Genomic DNA, 15,645 nt, shown 5'->3' with positions numbered 1-15,645 from the left:
AGGTCGATCCCCAACACCGTGATCGGCATCGTCTCGCTCCGTTCCTCATCTCCGCTACCCTGCCAGCCTAGCAGGGCAGCCCGGTGAGGGGCGGGCCATCCATAAAGGGGGCCGCCAATACAATGGCGGCCCTTGGCCTTTGCGACCGACGCAGATCACTCCTTCCGCGCCTGCGCCCGATTACCTCGGGGACGATGGCAGCAAGGCGGCACCAGGAAAAGCCTTTGATGACCTCCTGGGCGAAGCCGCGGAGTGGGCAAAGAAGGAGCACAGCCCCTGATTTTATATTAGGATCGCCTAAATAAGATAAGGCTGACATTCTGGGATACGGACCGATGGACGTAGCGACTCCGACCGACCTGATGCGCCTGCAGGACAAGGCCGCCGACGCGGCCCGCCTGCTCCGCCTCCTCGCCAACGAGAAGCGGTTGCTCATCCTGTGCCTGCTGGTCGCCCGCGGCGAGATGGACGTGACCAGCCTCGCCGGGGAGGTCGAGCTCAGCCAATCGGCCCTGTCGCAGCACCTCGCCAAGCTGCGCGAGGATGGGTTGGTCGCGTTCCGGCGCGAGAGCCAGACGATCCACTACCGCCTTGAGGACCCCAGGGCCGCGCGGGTGCTGGCGACCCTCAAGGACATCTTCTGCCCGGAGCTCGGCTGACCGGTCTCAGCCCGGGAGGATCTCCGCCTCAAGCCCCGGGCGATCCGTCCGGTTGCGCAGCCGCAGGCTCAGGCCACTCCGGCGGGACGCCATCTCGGCGATGGCGAGGCCGAGACCGCTACCCGTCTCGCTCTTGTGTCGCCCACGGAAGAACCGTGTCGTGACGTGGGGCAGTTCCTCCTCCGGAATGCCCGGTCCCTCGTCGCGAACGACGATGCCCTCGCCATGCGGCCGCGCGCCCCAAGCCACCGTGCCGGTCACCATGTGCTGCACGGCGTTCTCGTGCAGATTTCGGACTGCGAGGCGCAGGCCTTCCGGGTCGGCCAGCAGCGTGTAGCCCCGTAGCCCCGGATCGATTTGGGTCCGGACCCCGGGAGGCGTCCGCATCCCCTCCACGGTCTCCGTCACCAGTGCGCCGACGTCGACCTCCGCCAGGGAGGGCGCCTCCCCTGCGGCATCGAGCTGGGCGGCGTCGAGCAACTGGCGGACGAGGCGCGTGGTCCGGTCGACGGCCGCAAGGATCTGTCTCAGCGCCGCCTTCGCCACGTCCGGGTCGGTGGCGGCCATGGCGACCTGGGCCTGGACCTTGAGGCCGGCGAGCGGTGTTCGCAGTTCATGCGCGGCGAAGGCCGTCACTTCCCGTTCGTGCCGGCGGGCCGATTCGACCTTGAGGAACAGCCCGTTCAGGGCGTCTGCCAGGGGACGCACCTCCGCCGGCGTCCGATTTGTGTCGATCGCACTCATGTCGTCGGCGCCGCGACCCGCGAGGTCCCGCGCCATCAGCCGCAAGGGACGCAAGCCCCGACCGAGGCTCGCCCAGATCAGCATGCCGAGCAACGGAACCATCAGGATGGCGGGTGTGACCAGGCCCATGATGAGGTCAGTGACGAGGCGCTCGCGGAGGCCAAGACGATCACCCACCATGACCCGCACACCTCTCTCGGCATCCTCCACGGTGAACACCCGCCAGGTCTCGCCGTCGACCTCGCGCTGCGAGAAGCCGGCCGGCGCGTCGGTCAGGCGGCGCTCCGGGGCCCCGGTCGACCGCGCTACCATGCGCCCGTCGAGCGACCAGATCTGGCAAGAAAGCTGCCGCTCGTAGGCCGTCGGGGCCGGGAAGGTTCGGGGTGCCCCGTCCGGGCCAGCGCTCCCAACCGCACCCACCAGGGAACTGACCATGCGGGCGGCTTCCTGCAGGCGGTTGTCGAGGACCTGCTCCACCTCGCGCTTCGAGCCGAGATAGATCCAGGCGACCGCGCTGAGCCAGATCAGGCCGGTGGCGAGGACGAGGATGGCGAAAAGCCTGACGCGTAGCGACCTCATGCGAGTGCCCTCATCCGGTATCCGAGACCTCGGACCGTCTCGATGGCGTGCTTGCCGATCTTGGCACGCAGGTTGTGCACGTGGACCTCGACCGCGTTGCTCTCGACCTCCTCCTGCCAGCCGTAGAGCCGCTCCTCCAGTTCGACCTTGGAGCGAAGCACGTTAGGTCGTTCCATGAGGGCCGCCAGAACCATGACCTCGCGCCGGGAGACGGCGACCGGCACACCGTCGACGGTGACGGCAAGGCTGCCGGGGTCGAGCCGAATTCCGCCGTGCTCCAGGAGCGCGGCGGCCCGACCCGAGGCCCTCCGGACGACGGCACGGATGCGGGCGGAGAGCTCGTCGAGGTCGAAGGGCTTGCCGAGGTAGTCGTCGGCGCCATCGTCGAGCCCGGCGATCCGGTCGGTCACGGCGTCCCGGGCCGTCAGCAGGACGACCGGCGTCCGGTCGTTCCGGCGGCGAAGCCCCCGCAACACGTCGAGGCCGGAGCCGTCGGGCAGCATCAGGTCGAGCACGATGGCCGAGAACGCGCTCGTGGCGAGCGCCGCCTCGGCGTCGGCGCAGGTTGCGACGCAATCGACCGTCGCCCCGCCCAGGCCCAAACCAGCCCTGAGACCGTCCGACAGGATGGTGTCGTCCTCGACGACGAGGATGCGCATGCGTGTCTCCCTTTACGGCCCCCATCCTCCGGGCCCCGCTTAAGCCTGGCTTAAGCTGCGTTTCCGACCCGCGGCGGGCCGATCCGATCCCGGACCCTGCCCATGCCGAACGTTTTCACCCACCTTATCCTCGCTGCCCTGCTCTGGACCGGCTCCTCGCTGTGGTCACCGGGGCAGTGCCGCGAGCCCGGTGCGCGGCCGACGCCCTTCACCGTCGATGCGGCTCGCGACCCAGACCTCTCGCTGCGCCTGCGATGGACCATCGCCCCCGGCACCTACCTCTACCGTGACAAGATCGCCGCCACCGACGCGAGCGGCAGGGAGCTTCCTGTCAGCACCCAGCTCGGCGAGACCAAGGATGACCCCAACTTCGGGCCGACGGAAGTCTATCACGGCGCGACGGAGGCCATCGTGCCGGGTGCGGCTCTCGCGGGGGTGCGCGAGGTGCGCGTCACCTATCAGGGCTGTGCCGAGAAGGGCATCTGCTACCCGCCGATCAACAAGGTCATCGAGGTCCCCGCGCTAGGTCCGCAGGCGACCGCGACCGCCGCGACGCCGGCCACGGACGCGCAGGCCGAGCCCGCGAGCGGCCTGCTCTCGGGCCATCTCGCGGGCGTCCTGGCGACCTTCCTCGGGCTCGGCCTGCTCCTGGCCTTCACCCCGTGCCTGCTCCCGATGGTCCCGGTGCTGGCCGGCATGCTGGCCCGGTCCGGGGAGCGGCTCTCGGCCGGACGAGGTTTCGTACTCTCCGGCACATACGTGATCGCGATGGCGCTGGCCTACGGGACGCTCGGCGTGGCGGCGGCATGGTCCGGGCGCAACCTTCAAAACGCACTCCAGACTCCCGCCGCGCTTGGACTGCTCGCCGCAGCCTTCGCCGCCCTGGCCCTGTCGATGTTCGGCGTGTTCGACCTGGCGCTGCCGTCCGGCGTCGCCGGCCGGCTGTCACGCCTGAACGGAGGCAAGCTTGGCGCGCTCGGCGCCGCCGCTGTCATGGGCTTCACCTCCGCCCTGATCGTCGGGCCCTGCGTGACGCCGCCACTCGCCGCGGCCCTCCTCTATGTCGCCCAGACCGGCGACGTGGCGCGCGGCGCCGCCGCCCTGTTCGCGCTCGGCCTCGGCATGGGCCTGCCGCTGATCGCATTCGGGACGTTCGGGGCGGGTATCCTGCCGAAGTCAGGCCCTTGGCTGGTCGCGGCCAAGCAGGCCTTCGGCGTAGTCTTCCTCGCGTTGGCCATCACCATGGTTTCGCGCCTCGTGCCGTCCGAGGTCTCCCTCGTGCTCTGGGGCGCGCTGGCGATCGGCGTCGGCGTGTTCGTCGGGGCGTTCGACGTCCTCAGGGCGGGTGCCGCGGGCCGGCTAAGCAAGGTCGCCGGTATCGTTGCCGTGACCTACGGCTGCGCCCTCGTCGTCGGCGCCGCGGGCGGCGGGACCGACCCGCTCCGGCCGCTCGCAGGCTTCGGCCCGTCGCGAGCGGTTCACGTCGAGGAGAGCCGGTCTGTCTCCTCCGTCCCGGCTTTCGAGGCCGCCCTCGCGGCGGCCCGTGCCGCGGGCAAGCCGGTGCTCGTCGAGTTCGCCGCCGACTGGTGCAGCGTCTGCAAGACCAACGAACGGACGGTCCTGGCTGACCCCGGCATCCGGGCGAGGCTGAGGGCCGTCTCGGTCATCCGCGCCGACGTCACCCGCGACGACGACGCCACCCGCGCCCTGATGCGGCGCTTCGAGGTGGTCGGACCGCCGACCCTCATCCTGATGCGCCCCGACGGCGGCGAGGTCCGCGAGGCCCGCACCGAGGGCGAACTCACGGTCGAGGACCTGAAGCGCCGCCTCGCCCTCGTCGGCGCCTGAGCCCCCCTTTTCGACAAACCAAGTTTCACGGAGACCACCATGGACCGCAGGACCCTGCTCGCCCTTATGCCCGCCGTCGCGCTCGCGCCTGCCCTGTTGTCGCTGGCGCCCCCCATCGAGGAGGCCTTCGCCCAGGGCGTCGACCCCAACGCCATCCTCAACGACCCGGAGGTGCCGGTCTCGGGCAACCCGAAGGGCGACCTGACCATCGTCGCCTTCCTCGATTACAACTGCCCCTTCTGCAAGAAGGCCGAGCCCGACCTCATCCGTCTGGTGAAGGCGGACGGGCGCATCCGCCTCGTCCACAAGGACTGGCCGATCCTCGGCGACGCCTCCGTCTACGGCGCCCAACTCGCCCTCGCGGCGAAGTACCAGGGCCGCTACGACGAAGTGCACCGCGCGCTCATGGGGATTCCGGGCCGCAAGATCCCGAAGGAGCGGATGCTGGAGGCGGTGGCCGCCTCGGGCGTCGACGTCGCCCGCCTGGAAGAGGACCGGAAGGCGCACCAGGCCGAGATCGCGGCCCTGCTCCAGCGCAACCTCGACCAGGCGGACGCCCTGGGGCTCCAGGGAACGCCGGTCTTCCTGATTGGCCAACTCAAGGTCGCGGCGGCGCTCGATTACGACGGCTTCAGGCAGGCAGTCGCCCAGGCCCGAGCGCGGGGTCGCTCGTGATGCCGCGGCCCCTCCGCCTTACGACGTTGATCGCGCTCGCCTCGGCGCTCGGCGCCTGCTCGACCTCGCAGGGGGCTCCGGCCCCCGTCGCGGAAGCCCGGCCGCAGATCACCCCGGAGGTCTTGCGCCGGTACGCCGCCGTCACGGACGAACCCTTCCCGGTCGAGGCGGTCGACCCGCGCGACCTCAAGGCTCGCAACGTCCGCCAGTTGGTCGACTACCCGTCAAAGGAGCTGCCCGGCACCCTCGTCGTCGATCCATACAAACGCTTCCTCTTCCTCGTCATGGAGGGCGGCAAGGCGATGCGCTACGCGGTCGGGGTGGGCAAGGCCGGATTCGAGTTCACCGGCGAGGCGACCGTTGCCCGCAAGGCGTCCTGGCCGCGCTGGACGCCGACGCCCGACATGCTCCGGCGTGATCCGGAGCGGAACGGGCGCTGGGCCGGCGGCATGCCGGGCGGCGACAGGAACCCGCTCGGCGCCAGGGCGCTCTACCTGTTCAAGGACGGCAAGGACACGCTGTACCGTATCCACGGCACGACGGAACCATCGAGCATCGGCGAGGCGGTGTCCTCGGGATGCATCCGCATGCTGAACCAGGACGTGATCGACCTGCACCGGCGCGTCCCCACCGGCACGAAGGTGGTGGTGCTCGGGTCCCGAGGCACCGTCCACGCCGCACGGCCAAAAGCGCCGGAGACGACGGGCAGCCTCGGGAACGGCGCATCCTCCGGACCGAAGCCGGACGACGGCCTCGATCATGCGGGGCTCGACAACCTATCGCGCAGCGCGTCGGAAGCACCCGAGCCTCCGGCCTATGACGGGGAGGCGGACGATGACGGTCTTTAGGAGCCTGATGATCGCGGTCGTGCTTGCGACCCTGGGCGTAGGGGCCGCCCATGCCGGCCCGGAAGCGCCGGCCGGGTACTACGCCGACCAGAAGGTGGTCTACCACAACGACGGCGGCCCCGACGGAGCCGCCTACTTCAAGCGCCTGCTCGGCAATCTGCGCAACCACGTCGAGACCGTGGGCAAGACCCACGTTGAGATCCGCGTGGTGAGCCACGGCGACGGGGTCGGGCTCTTCCAGTCGGCCGCGAGCGACAGGGAGCTCGCCGCCCGTATCGATGCCCTCAAGGGGATGGGCGTTCGGTTCCTCGTCTGCGGCCATACCCTGCGCGAGCGGAAGATCGACCGCAACACGCTCTACGGCGTCACCGAGGACGAAGTGGTGCCGAGCGGTGTCGCCGAACTGGCGCGGCTGCAGGGCATGGGGTTCGCCTACATCCATCCCTGAGTTGGTCGAACGGGAGACGGCGAGCCTCCCGTCGGCATCGATGCCACGCCAACGATGGCGTCCGCCCAAAGGCGAAGGCGCCCGTGCGCCACCGCACCCCCTCTGCGCGTCCCAATCCAGGCCGTCGGTTTCACGCTTGCCATTCCATTAGATGATGCTAAATAAGAGTTATCTAATGTTCTGGTTTGGCAGGGGAGGACGTCCCTTGCGCCCCGCCGGGCATCCCCCGGACCACCGTTTGGGAGCGACCACCATGGACGGCTTCACGCCTGTCAGCGCCCTCGCCGGCGGTGCCTTGATCGGCACCTCCGCGGCCCTGTTCCTGCTCCTCAACGGACGGATCGCCGGCATCAGCGGCATTCTCGGCGGCCTCCTAACCCCGCCATCTCGCGAGACGGGCTGGCGCGCCGCCTTCGTGGCAGGACTCGTCCTGGCGCCGTTCGCCTACGCCGGCCTGGGTGGCAGCCTGCCGCCGCTGACGGTGGATGCCTCGTTCCCGCTGCTCGTGGTCGCCGGTCTGCTGGTCGGGTTCGGATCGCGCCTCGGTGCCGGCTGCACGAGCGGCCACGGTGTCTGCGGCATCGGCCGTGGCTCGCCCCGCTCCGTGGTCGCCACCGGCACCTTCATGGCCGTCGCCATCCTGACCGTCCTCGTCGTGCGCCATCTCGTCGGAGCCTGAGCCATGGCCAAGACCGCCTCCGCCTTCGCCGTCGGTCTCCTGTTCGGCCTCGGCCTCCTCGTCTCCGGCATGGCTGATCCGGCCAAGGTTCTCGCCTTCCTCGACGTGACCGGGCGCTGGGACCCGAGCCTCGCCTTCGTGATGGCTGGCGCCGTCGCGGTCTCGGCGACGGGCTATTTCGTGGCGCGGCGCCGTGGGCGGCCGTTGCTCGCCTCCCGGCTTGAGATCCCGACCCGGCGCGACCTCGACCCGCGCCTGATCGCCGGCGCCGCGGTGTTCGGTCTCGGCTGGGGCCTCGCCGGCCTGTGCCCGGGGCCCGCCCTCACCCTGCTGACGGTCGCACCGGCGCAAGCTGTGACCTTCGTCGTCGCCATGGTCGTCGGGATGCTGGCGTTTCACCTTCTTCCGGCGGCAGCCCCGAAGCCGGCGGTCCAGGGAGCCGACGCATGACGCCCGGCCTGCTGACATCCGGCCTCGCGGCCGGCTCGGGCGGGGTCGTCGGCCTGATCCTCGGTCTCGTCGGCGGGGGCGGCTCGATCCTGGCGGTCCCGCTCCTGACCTACGTCGTCGGCGTGTCCTCGCCACACGTGGCGATCGGCACCAGCGCCCTGGCGGTGTCGGTCAGCGCGGCCGGCAACCTCGTCCCGCAATGGCGGGCGGGGAACGTGAAGTGGCGCTGCGCGGCGGCATTCTCGGTCGCCGGCGTCCTCGGCGCGCTGGCCGGCTCGGTCGCTGCGAAGGCGGTCGACGGGCAGAGCCTCCTGGCCCTGTTCGGTGTCGTGATGCTCGTGGTCGGGGGCCTGATGCTGCGCAAGCGGCGCGGTGACGGCGACCCCGAGGTGCGCCTGACGAAGGCCAACGCCCCGGTACTCCTGCCCTGGCTGCTCGGCATCGGGTTCGCGGTCGGCCTGTTCTCCGGCTTCTTCGGCATCGGCGGGGGATTCCTCATCGTGCCGGGCCTGATGCTGGCGACGTCGATGCCGCTGCCGATGGCCATCGGCACCTCGCTGGTCGCGGTCAGCGCCTTCGGGGCGGCGACCGCCGCGAGCTACGCCGCCTCCGGCCTGATCGACTGGCCGTTGGCCGGCCTGTTCATCCTGGGAGGCGTGCTCGGCGGCCTCGCCGGCACGCGCCTCGGCCAGAGGCTCGCCGGGCGCAAGCGAGCCCTGACCGTCACCTTCGCCGGCCTCGTCATCCTGGTCGGCCTGTACGTCGTCGCCCGCGGAGCCCTGCCGCTCCTCGGCGCCAACACCTGAACCCGAAAAAGGAGGCGTTTCATGTCGGACCAGACCATCGCAGCCCTGCGCGGGCGTCCCATCGTGACCGGCTTCCATGACGAGCCGACCGGCAGCATCCAGTACGTCGTCGCCGATCCCGGGACGAAGCGCTGCGCCATCATCGACCCGGTGCTCGACTTCGATCCGAAGTCCGGCGCGACCGCGACCCGCTCCGCCGATGCCCTGCTCGCCCACATCGAGCGCGAGGGCTACGAGCTGGAGTGGATCCTCGACACCCATCCGCACGCCGACCACTTTTCGGCGGCCGGCTACCTGCACGACAAGACCGGCGTCCCGACCGCCATCGGCGAGAAGGTCGTCGACGTGCAGCGGCTTTGGAAGGGGCTCTACAACCTGCCCGACACGTTCCGGACGGACGGTTCGCAGTGGTCGCGGCTCTTCGCCGACGGCGAGCGCTTCCGGATCGGCGACCTCGACGTCGAGGTGATGTTCACGCCCGGCCACACCATGGCCTCCATCGCCTACCGGATCGGCGACGCCGCCTTCATCCACGACACGCTGTTCATGCCCGACAGCGGCTCGGCGCGGGCCGACTTCCCAGGCGGCAGCGCGCACGCGCTCTGGCGCAGCATCCAGCGCATCATGGCCCTGCCGGACGAGACACGGCTGTTCACTGGGCACGATTACCGCCCGGGCGGGCGCGAGGCGGCCTGGGAGAGCACGGTCGCCCGGCAGCGGGCCGAGAACCCGCACCTCGTCGAGGCCCCGACCGAGGAGGCGTTCGTCCGCATGCGCGAGGCACGCGACCGCGAACTGCCGATGCCCAAGCTCATCCTGCATTCCCTGCAGGTGAACATCCGAGGCGGCCGCCTGCCCGAGCCCGAGGCGAACGGCAAGCGTTACCTGAAGATCCCGCTGGACGCCCTCGACGGCGCGGCCTGGGGCGAGTGACGGAGGAAGCCATGACCATGAGAAGCGCGAAGGATTTGGTGGCGGAAGCCAACCGCGAGGTTGAGACCCTGTCGGCCGAGGAGGCGCTCGCACGCCTCGGCCAGCCCGACACGATGCTCGTCGACGTGCGCGAAGGCGAGGAATTGGCCAAGACCGGCAGGATCGCCGGCGCGGTCCATGTGCCCCGCGGCTTCCTGGAGTTCCAGGCCGACCCGGAGAGCCCGACCCACAAGGCCGAGCTCGGCGGCGGTAGGCGCCTGGTACTCTACTGCGCCTCCGGCAACCGGTCGGCCCTGGCCGCCAAGGTGCTCAACGACATGGGCCTCGGACCGGTCGCCCACGTTGCCGGGGGCTTTCCGGCACTGGTCAAGGCGGGGGCCTCGGTCGACCCCGCCTGAGGACCGTTCGGGCGGTCAAGCTCGGGGTTCCGCATCACAACGAATGCATCGTGCGGTCGTCGCACCTTACCCTCACTCGAAAAGGCATCCGACCGTGACCGACACCTTGCATGCCGCCGATCCAACGGCTTTGCCCAGCGGCGATTGCTCCAAGGCGGGCATCGCTGCCCATCTTACGGGTCCGTTGCGGGATTACTTCTCGGTTGCCGAGCACGCGGCCATCCCGGAGAGGCTCTCGCTCCTCGTCGAGCGGTTCGAGGCGTCGCTGGTCGCATCCGGCGAGCGTCTCGGGGTCACGTTCCGCGACGATCTCCTCCGGGCGCTGCCGATGCTTCGGACGTTCGCGATGTCCCTCTGCGCGAATGCGGCCCGCGCCGACGACCTCGTGCAGGAGATGATGGTCCGGGCATGGGCCAACCGGGAGAAGTTCGTGCCCGGCACCAACTTCACGGCCTGGAGCTTCACGATCCTGCGCAACCAGTTCTACACCGAGATGCGCAAGGCCAGGCGCGAGGTCGAGGACGCCGAGGGCGCGCACGCCGCGACGCTTACGGCGGCACCGGACCAGGACCACGTCGTGGCGCTCGGGGCCGTGATGAACCTCATCGGGACGCTGCCGCTCCCGCAACGCCAGGCGCTGCTGCTCGTGGGGGCCGAAGGCTTCACCTACGAAGAGGCGGCAGCCCGCCTCGGCTGCCAGGTAGGGACCGTCAAGAGCCGGGTGAGCCGCGCACGGAGCCAACTTGTCGCCAGCCTGACGCAGACTGTTCCGTCGCTGTGCGTCACGAGACGCTACGATTCTCACACGGCCGTTTGACAAGGCCTTTCAAGGGTGAACGAATCTAGGCTGATGTTGGACACGCTGCCTGCTTACCTTCTCCGGGCGGCGCTCGGCCTCGCCCTTGGAGCACTGCTCGGCACGGTCGCACGGCGGGGTCGCTTCTGCACGCTCGGCGCCATCGAGGATGCCGTCTACGCGCGTGACACCCGCCGCGCGCGTGCTTGGCTGCTGGCGATTGGCATCGCCATCCTCGGCACCCAACTTTTGGAAGCCGCTGCCGGTCTCGACCTCTCCCGGTCGATCTACACGGGGCCGCGCTTGGAATGGGGCGCGATGATCCTCGGCGGGGCGATGTTCGGCTTTGGGATGGCGCTCGTAGGGACCTGTAGCTTTGGGGCTCTCATTCGGCTCGGCGGGGGAGACCTACGAGCCCTCCTCGTCCTGCTTGTGCTCGGCCTCTCAGCCTATATGGCAATCAGCGGCGTGACGGCGCTCATGCGCGTGACGATTACTGAGCCGTTAAGCGTCGATCTCGGAAGCCAGCGCCTCGGCGCTCTCCTGCGGCTCGATCAGGCGGGCCGCATTGTCGTGAGCGTCGTGGTAGGCGTCGGCTTCTGTATCGCGGCGCTCACGAGCGGCGCCTTCCGGGAGACGAAGCGGCTGCTGGTCGGCGCTATCGTGATCGGATGTGTGATCGTCGCCGGATGGTGGGCCAACGGAAGCGCGGGCTTCGACGAGTTCGAGACCCAGGCGGTCGGCTCCTTCAGCTTCGCTCGACCTGTCGGCGATACGTTGCTCTACGCCATGCTCGCGAGCGGCACGAAGATCGATTTCGGCGTGGCCTCGGTCTTCGGCGTCCTGGTCGGATCTTTCGCGTCGGCACGCCAAGCGGGCGAATTCTATTGGGAAGCGCCCGACGATGCCCGGGAGGTGAAGCGCCACCTTCTCGGCGCGTTCCTAATGGGCACGGGCGGCGTCACTGCCCTCGGCTGCACCATCGGCCAGGGGTTGAGCGGTCTCTCGACGCTGTCGGTCGGCTCGATGCTCGCCCTCGGCGCGATCCTCGTCGGAGCCCGAGCGGGTCTCTACTTTCTCGTAGACCGACATACGTGAGGGGCTTCAAAGGTTACGGCGTACGTCCGTTGCAGAAGGCGCGGTGCAAGGCAGCGATGATTTCGCGAACCTCGGGCCGGGCCAGCGCATAGTAGATGTTCTTGCCGTCGCGGCGGGCCTCGACGAGATCGTCGGCCCGCAACCGCGCCAACTGCTGGGACACGGCGGGCTGGCGCAGGTTCAGCAGTTGCTCCAGTTCCGAGACTGAGCGCTCGCCCTCGACCAACAGGCAAAGGATAACAAGGCGCGCCTCGTGGCCGAGAGCCTTCAGCAGCTCGCTGGCATCACGTGCATTGGCCAGCAACAGTTCCAGGTCGAGGCTGCCCGGGGCCTCGGCGCTCGTCACCGGCTGCGCTTGCTGCAACGGCATCATCTCACCCTTTTCCTTGCCGTCTAAAACCCGTCACGGGGAAGCCGGTAGCTGTTTCAGCAACCGCTCGGCCCGCCCCCAGAAAAACTCCTCGCCCGGATAGCCCTCGATCCGGTCGACCTCGGCGCCGCCTTCGATGAGGACGAATGTCGGTGTGTAGAGGATCGGGCGCTTGAGCGTGAGTCCGGGAGGGATGCCTGCGTCGAGATCGACACGGCGCAACGGCGCCCGCTTCCCGATATCCGTCTTCGGATAGATCGGCCCGATCTCCTTGTCCCACACCTTGCACCACGGGCAGCCGCGCCGCTCGAATTTGACCATTTCGGCGGCCTCGACGGAGCAAGGCCATAGGGCGCCCCCCCAAGCCCCCGCCATGACTGCCCGCCTCGTTTCCCGCATCGACCTTCCCAAGCTCAAGACCATCACTTTGATATAGCAAAAATCGAATGTGTTCGAGTGGAAGCGACGTGGCCGCCGGGATTGTGATTGGCCCCGGAACAGCGGACTCAATCGCCCCTTCACCTCGCCTCCTCTCAAAGCCACAGCAGCAGCGGGTATCAGGGGCAACGGATTGCCAGATGCGGGAAATTCGCACTACACATGCACGAACAAGAATATTTGGAGGGGACGTCATGTCGACCCGGCGCCGGTTCCTTGCGGGTGCCCTCGCGCTTGGCCTGCCTTCCAAAGCCATGGCCCAGGCGATCCAGGGCGATGACGGTCTCTACCGGGAGCCCTGGTTCCTCGAAAGCTTCCTCGACCTGTCGGACGATCTGAGGGCGGCCCGGGACCACGGCAAACGTCTTGCCGTCCTTTGGGAGTTGAAGGGCTGTCCCTACTGCAAGCAGATCCACCTCGTGAACTTCGCGGATCGGGCGACGAGCACGTATATCCGCGAGCGTTTCGATATCCTGCAGTTGAACTTCATCGGTTCGCGCGAAGTCACCGATTTTGACGGGCAGACCCTTTCCGAAAAGGGCTTCGCGGAGAAATACGGGATCTACTCCACGCCGAGCATACAGTTTTTCCCGGCGGAAGAATCGACGCTCGCGGACAAGCCGCCTCAGCAGCGCGAGGTCCTGCGCCTTCGGGGTTATGTCGCGCCTGAGGAGTTCCGGCGAACCTTCGCCTTCGTGGCCGAGCGAGCCTACGAGCGTACGAACCTGCAGGACTACCTGCGCTCCCCGGAGGCGGCGCGGCGGGGCTAACAGTTCGGCCGCGATGATCGGTGGCCTCCTGATTAACGCTTGACTCGAAAGCGATAAGCGTCAAACTTGCAAATATTCGCATATGTCGATTGGTTCGCCCATCGGCAGTGCGTGCGGTTCGAAACGACCGCACCCGCCGCAATGACGGCGCACCGAGGAAACGCCAGATGCGTAGGCCGATCACAGCCTTTGCGCTCGCAGGACTTTGCGTCCTCGCGACCGCCGCCGGAGCCGAGACGGCTTCAACCGGGCTTGCACCGTTCAAGGTCGTGGCCGTCGACGGCAGCGACGCGATCCCCGAGCCGCTTACCGACAAGCCGGGGAATGCGGCGGCCGGCGCCAAGGTCGTGGTGAACCGCCGCCAGGGCAACTGCCTCGGCTGCCATCAGGTCTCTTCGCTGAGCACCGAGTCCTTTCACGGCGAGATCGGACCCTCCCTCGACGGCGTCGCCGAACGGTGGGACGCGGCGCATCTGCGCATGATCGTCGTCAACCCGAAGCACGTCTTCACCGAGGCGACCGTGATGCCTGCCTTCTACCGGATCGAGGGCCTTCATCGCGTGCGTCCCGAGTTCCAGGGCAAGCCGATCCTGACCGCGCAGCAGGTCGAGGACGTCGTCGCCTACCTCACGACCCTGAAGTGATCTCGCGGGCTGAAGGAGCCGCTTCCCATGACCTCTGCCAAGATCCCCGCATTGAACCGCCGCCAAGCCCTGGCCTTCGGCACCGGAGCCGTCGTGGCAACCGCCTTCGCCTTCCGCGCTGGACCGGCCCTGGCCGCGAAGCCTGCGACCGATGAGGCCATCAAGGCCTTCACCCGCGGCAAGGAGCCCGTGAGGGGCAAGGTCAAGCTCGAACTCCCCGAGATCGCCGAGAACGGCAACACCGTACCGATGACGGTGAGCGTCGACGTGCCGATGACGCCGGAGAGCTATGTCGAGGAGGTGATGATCGTTGCCGAGGGCAATCCGAACCCCGGCGTCATCAGCTTCCACTTCACGCCGTCGAGCGTCGCCGAGGCGAACACGCGCATCCGTCTTGCCGAGACGCAGAACGTCATCGCGGTCGCCCGCATGAACGACGGCTCGGTCTTCAGCGACGTCCGCCAGGTGAAGGTCACCATCGGCGGCTGCGGCGGCTAACCCACACGCAACAGCATCGAACGAGGACGGGAGGACCACATGGCCGACGTGAAGCCGCGGATCAAACTGGACAAGAAGGATGTCGCAAAGGGAGACATCATCGAGGTGAAGACGCTCGTCTCACACACGATGGAATCCGGCCAGCGCAAGGACAAGGACGGGAAGACGATCCCGCGCAAGATCCTGAATAAGTTCACCTGCGACCTGAATGGCAAGACGATCTTCAGCGCCGACATAGAGAGCGCGGTCTCCGCCAACCCCTACTTCCAGTTCAAGATCAGACCCGAGGAAACCGGCACGCTGACCTTCACTTGGATCGATGACGACGGGTCGAAGACCCAGGCCACCGAGCAGATCAAGGTCGCCTGACGCGCGCCCGGGGCCGATTGCCCCGGAGCGCCTCCCCCGCCGCGCCGGAGCCCTCGCAATGGTCCGCCCCATTCCCTTTGCCGTCACCGCGCTCGCGCTCGTCGCGCTGGCCGTCGCACCCCATGCGCAGGACATGCCCTCCGCGCCCGCCGCTAAGGAAGGGTCCGAGCGTCCGGCCTGGCAGGCGCACGGCCTCAAGGTCCAGAACCCGAATTCCCCGTTTGATGAAGTTGTCTCCGGCCTGTATTTCCGCTCCAAGGAAACGCAGGACATGCAGGCCGACGACTTCAACAATCCGGGCTTCCTCGCCGTGGAGCAGGGAGAGGAACTCTGGTCGAAGGTCGATGGCGCGGCGGGAAAGTCCTGTGCGAGCTGCCACAACGAGGCATCGACCTCGATGAAGGGCGTCGCGGCGGCCTATCCGAAGTGGAACGAGAAGCTCGGCAAGCCGGTCAATCTGGAGCAGCGGATCAACATCTGCCGCAGCGGCGCCCTGAAAGCCGAGCCCTGGGCCTTCGGCTCGTCCGAACTTACGGCCATGACCACCTACGTCCGTAACCAGTCCCGCGGGATGCCGGTCGCCGTGAAGGTGGACGGGCCCATGACGCCCTGGTTCGAGCGAGGACAATCGCTCTACTACCAGCGGAACGGCCAACTCGATCTCGCTTGCGCGAGCTGCCACGAGAAGAACCACGGCAAGTATCTCCGGGCCGACTTCCTCAGCCAGGGGCAGAGCAACGGATTCCCCGTCTACCGCCTGCGCGACCAGCGGCTGGTGCCGCTCCACGAGCGCATGGAAGGTTGCATGCAGGACGTCCGGGCCACGCCGTTCAAGCCGCTCTCCGACGAGTTCCTCGCCCTGGAGACCTACGTCGCGTGGCGCGGCCTCGGCCTTCCGGTCGAGACGCCCGCCGTGCGCAACTGAGGGCCTGATCC

Annotated in this window: 21 protein-coding genes; 17 read left to right on the top strand and 4 right to left on the bottom strand. The window is 68.4% G+C overall.

Going from position 1 to position 15,645, the window contains the following annotated elements; genetic code table 11:
- Positions 1–335: 335 nt before the first annotated feature.
- Positions 336–659, top strand: coding sequence for an ArsR/SmtB family transcription factor (locus MFF24_RS23410; protein WP_003596992.1), 324 nt, complete (start codon positions 336–338; stop codon positions 657–659).
- A gap of 6 nt (positions 660–665) precedes the next feature.
- Here the strand turns inward: MFF24_RS23410 and MFF24_RS23405 are convergent, their stop codons facing one another.
- Together MFF24_RS23405 and MFF24_RS23400 are read right to left on the bottom strand one after the other, a co-directional pair.
- A complete protein-coding gene (locus tag MFF24_RS23405; protein ID WP_003596994.1) occupies positions 666–1,982 on the bottom strand; it encodes an ATP-binding protein in 1,317 nt (438 codons plus the stop codon).
- Positions 1,979–2,641 (bottom strand): response regulator, encoded by a 663-nt coding sequence (locus tag MFF24_RS23400; RefSeq protein ID WP_003596996.1) that lies wholly within the window; start codon positions 2,639–2,641, stop codon positions 1,979–1,981. The genes MFF24_RS23405 and MFF24_RS23400 overlap by 4 nt, the downstream gene beginning before the upstream one ends.
- A 102-nt stretch (positions 2,642–2,743) precedes the next feature.
- On the opposite strand from MFF24_RS23400, the gene dsbD reads away from it, so the two are divergent.
- The 11 genes from dsbD (at position 2,744) to MFF24_RS23345 (ending at position 11,620) form a co-directional block, all read left to right on the top strand.
- The gene (gene dsbD / locus MFF24_RS23395; protein WP_003596998.1) at positions 2,744–4,489 is read left to right on the top strand and encodes a protein-disulfide reductase DsbD; all 1,746 of its coding nucleotides are present in this window, start codon (positions 2,744–2,746) and stop codon (positions 4,487–4,489) included.
- Between the two features lie 39 nt (positions 4,490–4,528).
- Positions 4,529–5,164: a DsbA family protein gene (locus MFF24_RS23390; RefSeq protein ID WP_003596999.1), complete on the top strand. Its 636-nt coding sequence runs from the start codon at positions 4,529–4,531 to the stop codon at positions 5,162–5,164.
- Positions 5,164–6,012, top strand: coding sequence for a L,D-transpeptidase (locus MFF24_RS23385; protein ID WP_003597001.1), 849 nt, complete (start codon positions 5,164–5,166; stop codon positions 6,010–6,012). Before MFF24_RS23390 ends, MFF24_RS23385 begins: the two co-directional genes overlap by 1 nt.
- Positions 5,999–6,460 (top strand): DsrE family protein, encoded by a 462-nt coding sequence (locus MFF24_RS23380; protein WP_003597002.1) that lies wholly within the window; start codon positions 5,999–6,001, stop codon positions 6,458–6,460. Before MFF24_RS23385 ends, MFF24_RS23380 begins: the two co-directional genes overlap by 14 nt.
- Positions 6,461–6,713: 253 nt before the next feature.
- Entirely contained in the window at positions 6,714–7,139 is a 426-nt protein-coding gene (locus MFF24_RS23375; RefSeq protein WP_003597005.1) for a YeeE/YedE family protein, read from the top strand.
- A gap of 3 nt (positions 7,140–7,142) precedes the next feature.
- Positions 7,143–7,589: a YeeE/YedE family protein gene (locus MFF24_RS23370; RefSeq protein ID WP_003597007.1), complete on the top strand. Its 447-nt coding sequence runs from the start codon at positions 7,143–7,145 to the stop codon at positions 7,587–7,589.
- Complete coding sequence (locus MFF24_RS23365; RefSeq protein WP_003597009.1) at positions 7,586–8,395, top strand: sulfite exporter TauE/SafE family protein; 810 nt, start codon at positions 7,586–7,588, stop codon at positions 8,393–8,395. Before MFF24_RS23370 ends, MFF24_RS23365 begins: the two co-directional genes overlap by 4 nt.
- 21 nt (positions 8,396–8,416) lie before the next feature.
- Positions 8,417–9,328, top strand: a complete 912-nt coding sequence (locus MFF24_RS23360; RefSeq protein WP_003597874.1) for an MBL fold metallo-hydrolase — start codon at positions 8,417–8,419, stop codon at positions 9,326–9,328.
- A gap of 11 nt (positions 9,329–9,339) precedes the next feature.
- A complete protein-coding gene (locus tag MFF24_RS23355) occupies positions 9,340–9,726 on the top strand; it encodes a rhodanese-like domain-containing protein (RefSeq protein ID WP_003597873.1) in 387 nt (128 codons plus the stop codon).
- Between the two features lie 94 nt (positions 9,727–9,820).
- Entirely contained in the window at positions 9,821–10,543 is a 723-nt protein-coding gene (locus tag MFF24_RS23350) for a sigma-70 family RNA polymerase sigma factor (protein ID WP_238228345.1), read from the top strand.
- A 33-nt stretch (positions 10,544–10,576) separates the two neighbouring features.
- Entirely contained in the window at positions 10,577–11,620 is a 1,044-nt protein-coding gene (locus MFF24_RS23345; RefSeq protein WP_012455889.1) for a YeeE/YedE family protein, read from the top strand.
- Positions 11,621–11,633: 13 nt separating this feature from the next.
- On the opposite strand, the gene MFF24_RS23340 is transcribed toward MFF24_RS23345, so the two are convergent.
- Positions 11,634–11,990 (bottom strand): ArsR/SmtB family transcription factor, encoded by a 357-nt coding sequence (locus MFF24_RS23340; RefSeq protein ID WP_026105494.1) that lies wholly within the window; start codon positions 11,988–11,990, stop codon positions 11,634–11,636.
- 33 nt (positions 11,991–12,023) lie between these two features.
- Entirely contained in the window at positions 12,024–12,272 is a 249-nt protein-coding gene (locus tag MFF24_RS23335) for a YbbN family protein (RefSeq protein ID WP_231343948.1), read from the bottom strand.
- 350 nt (positions 12,273–12,622) lie between these two features.
- Between MFF24_RS23335 and MFF24_RS23330 the strand changes: the two genes are divergently transcribed.
- The 5 genes from MFF24_RS23330 to soxA all read left to right on the top strand — a co-directional run bounded on the left by MFF24_RS23330 (position 12,623) and on the right by soxA (position 15,634).
- Positions 12,623–13,198: a thioredoxin family protein gene (locus MFF24_RS23330; RefSeq protein ID WP_003597867.1), complete on the top strand. Its 576-nt coding sequence runs from the start codon at positions 12,623–12,625 to the stop codon at positions 13,196–13,198.
- Between the two features lie 167 nt (positions 13,199–13,365).
- Complete coding sequence (soxX, locus tag MFF24_RS23325; protein ID WP_003597865.1) at positions 13,366–13,842, top strand: sulfur oxidation c-type cytochrome SoxX; 477 nt, start codon at positions 13,366–13,368, stop codon at positions 13,840–13,842.
- 27 nt (positions 13,843–13,869) lie between these two features.
- Entirely contained in the window at positions 13,870–14,340 is a 471-nt protein-coding gene (gene soxY / locus MFF24_RS23320) for a thiosulfate oxidation carrier protein SoxY (protein WP_003597863.1), read from the top strand.
- 39 nt (positions 14,341–14,379) lie between these two features.
- Positions 14,380–14,709, top strand: coding sequence for a thiosulfate oxidation carrier complex protein SoxZ (gene soxZ, locus MFF24_RS23315; protein ID WP_003597861.1), 330 nt, complete (start codon positions 14,380–14,382; stop codon positions 14,707–14,709).
- A 58-nt stretch (positions 14,710–14,767) separates the two neighbouring features.
- On the top strand, positions 14,768–15,634 hold the full coding sequence (gene soxA / locus MFF24_RS23310; protein ID WP_003597860.1) for a sulfur oxidation c-type cytochrome SoxA: 867 nt from the start codon (positions 14,768–14,770) through the stop codon (positions 15,632–15,634).
- Positions 15,635–15,645: the final 11 nt, after the last annotated feature.

Origin of the sequence: Methylorubrum aminovorans (assembly GCF_022179725.1) — a bacterium.
Classification (GTDB): Bacteria; Pseudomonadota; Alphaproteobacteria; order Rhizobiales; family Beijerinckiaceae; genus Methylobacterium; species Methylobacterium aminovorans.
This window is presented reverse-complemented; position numbering and strand designations above follow the sequence as displayed.

Bases quoted from the DNA above. Each gene is read 5' to 3' on its own strand.
- soxY (WP_003597863.1), top strand. From the start codon at position 13,870: ATGACCTCTGCCAAGATCCCCGCATTGAACCGCCGCCAAGCCCTGGCC.
- MFF24_RS23345 (WP_012455889.1), top strand. From the start codon at position 10,577: ATGTTGGACACGCTGCCTGCTTACCTTCTCCGGGCGGCGCTCGGCCTC.
- soxA (WP_003597860.1), top strand. From the start codon at position 14,768: ATGGTCCGCCCCATTCCCTTTGCCGTCACCGCGCTCGCGCTCGTCGCG.
- MFF24_RS23390 (WP_003596999.1), top strand. From the start codon at position 4,529: ATGGACCGCAGGACCCTGCTCGCCCTTATGCCCGCCGTCGCGCTCGCG.
- MFF24_RS23370 (WP_003597007.1), top strand. From the start codon at position 7,143: ATGGCCAAGACCGCCTCCGCCTTCGCCGTCGGTCTCCTGTTCGGCCTC.
- MFF24_RS23410 (WP_003596992.1), top strand. From the start codon at position 336: ATGGACGTAGCGACTCCGACCGACCTGATGCGCCTGCAGGACAAGGCC.
- soxX (WP_003597865.1), top strand. From the start codon at position 13,366: ATGCGTAGGCCGATCACAGCCTTTGCGCTCGCAGGACTTTGCGTCCTC.
- MFF24_RS23355 (WP_003597873.1), top strand. From the start codon at position 9,340: ATGACCATGAGAAGCGCGAAGGATTTGGTGGCGGAAGCCAACCGCGAG.
- soxZ (WP_003597861.1), top strand. From the start codon at position 14,380: ATGGCCGACGTGAAGCCGCGGATCAAACTGGACAAGAAGGATGTCGCA.
- MFF24_RS23340 (WP_026105494.1), bottom strand. From the start codon at position 11,990: ATGCCGTTGCAGCAAGCGCAGCCGGTGACGAGCGCCGAGGCCCCGGGC.
- MFF24_RS23330 (WP_003597867.1), top strand. From the start codon at position 12,623: ATGTCGACCCGGCGCCGGTTCCTTGCGGGTGCCCTCGCGCTTGGCCTG.
- MFF24_RS23380 (WP_003597002.1), top strand. From the start codon at position 5,999: ATGACGGTCTTTAGGAGCCTGATGATCGCGGTCGTGCTTGCGACCCTG.
- MFF24_RS23365 (WP_003597009.1), top strand. From the start codon at position 7,586: ATGACGCCCGGCCTGCTGACATCCGGCCTCGCGGCCGGCTCGGGCGGG.
- MFF24_RS23360 (WP_003597874.1), top strand. From the start codon at position 8,417: ATGTCGGACCAGACCATCGCAGCCCTGCGCGGGCGTCCCATCGTGACC.
- MFF24_RS23375 (WP_003597005.1), top strand. From the start codon at position 6,714: ATGGACGGCTTCACGCCTGTCAGCGCCCTCGCCGGCGGTGCCTTGATC.
- MFF24_RS23400 (WP_003596996.1), bottom strand. From the start codon at position 2,641: ATGCGCATCCTCGTCGTCGAGGACGACACCATCCTGTCGGACGGTCTC.
- MFF24_RS23385 (WP_003597001.1), top strand. From the start codon at position 5,164: ATGCCGCGGCCCCTCCGCCTTACGACGTTGATCGCGCTCGCCTCGGCG.
- dsbD (WP_003596998.1), top strand. From the start codon at position 2,744: ATGCCGAACGTTTTCACCCACCTTATCCTCGCTGCCCTGCTCTGGACC.
- MFF24_RS23405 (WP_003596994.1), bottom strand. From the start codon at position 1,982: ATGAGGTCGCTACGCGTCAGGCTTTTCGCCATCCTCGTCCTCGCCACC.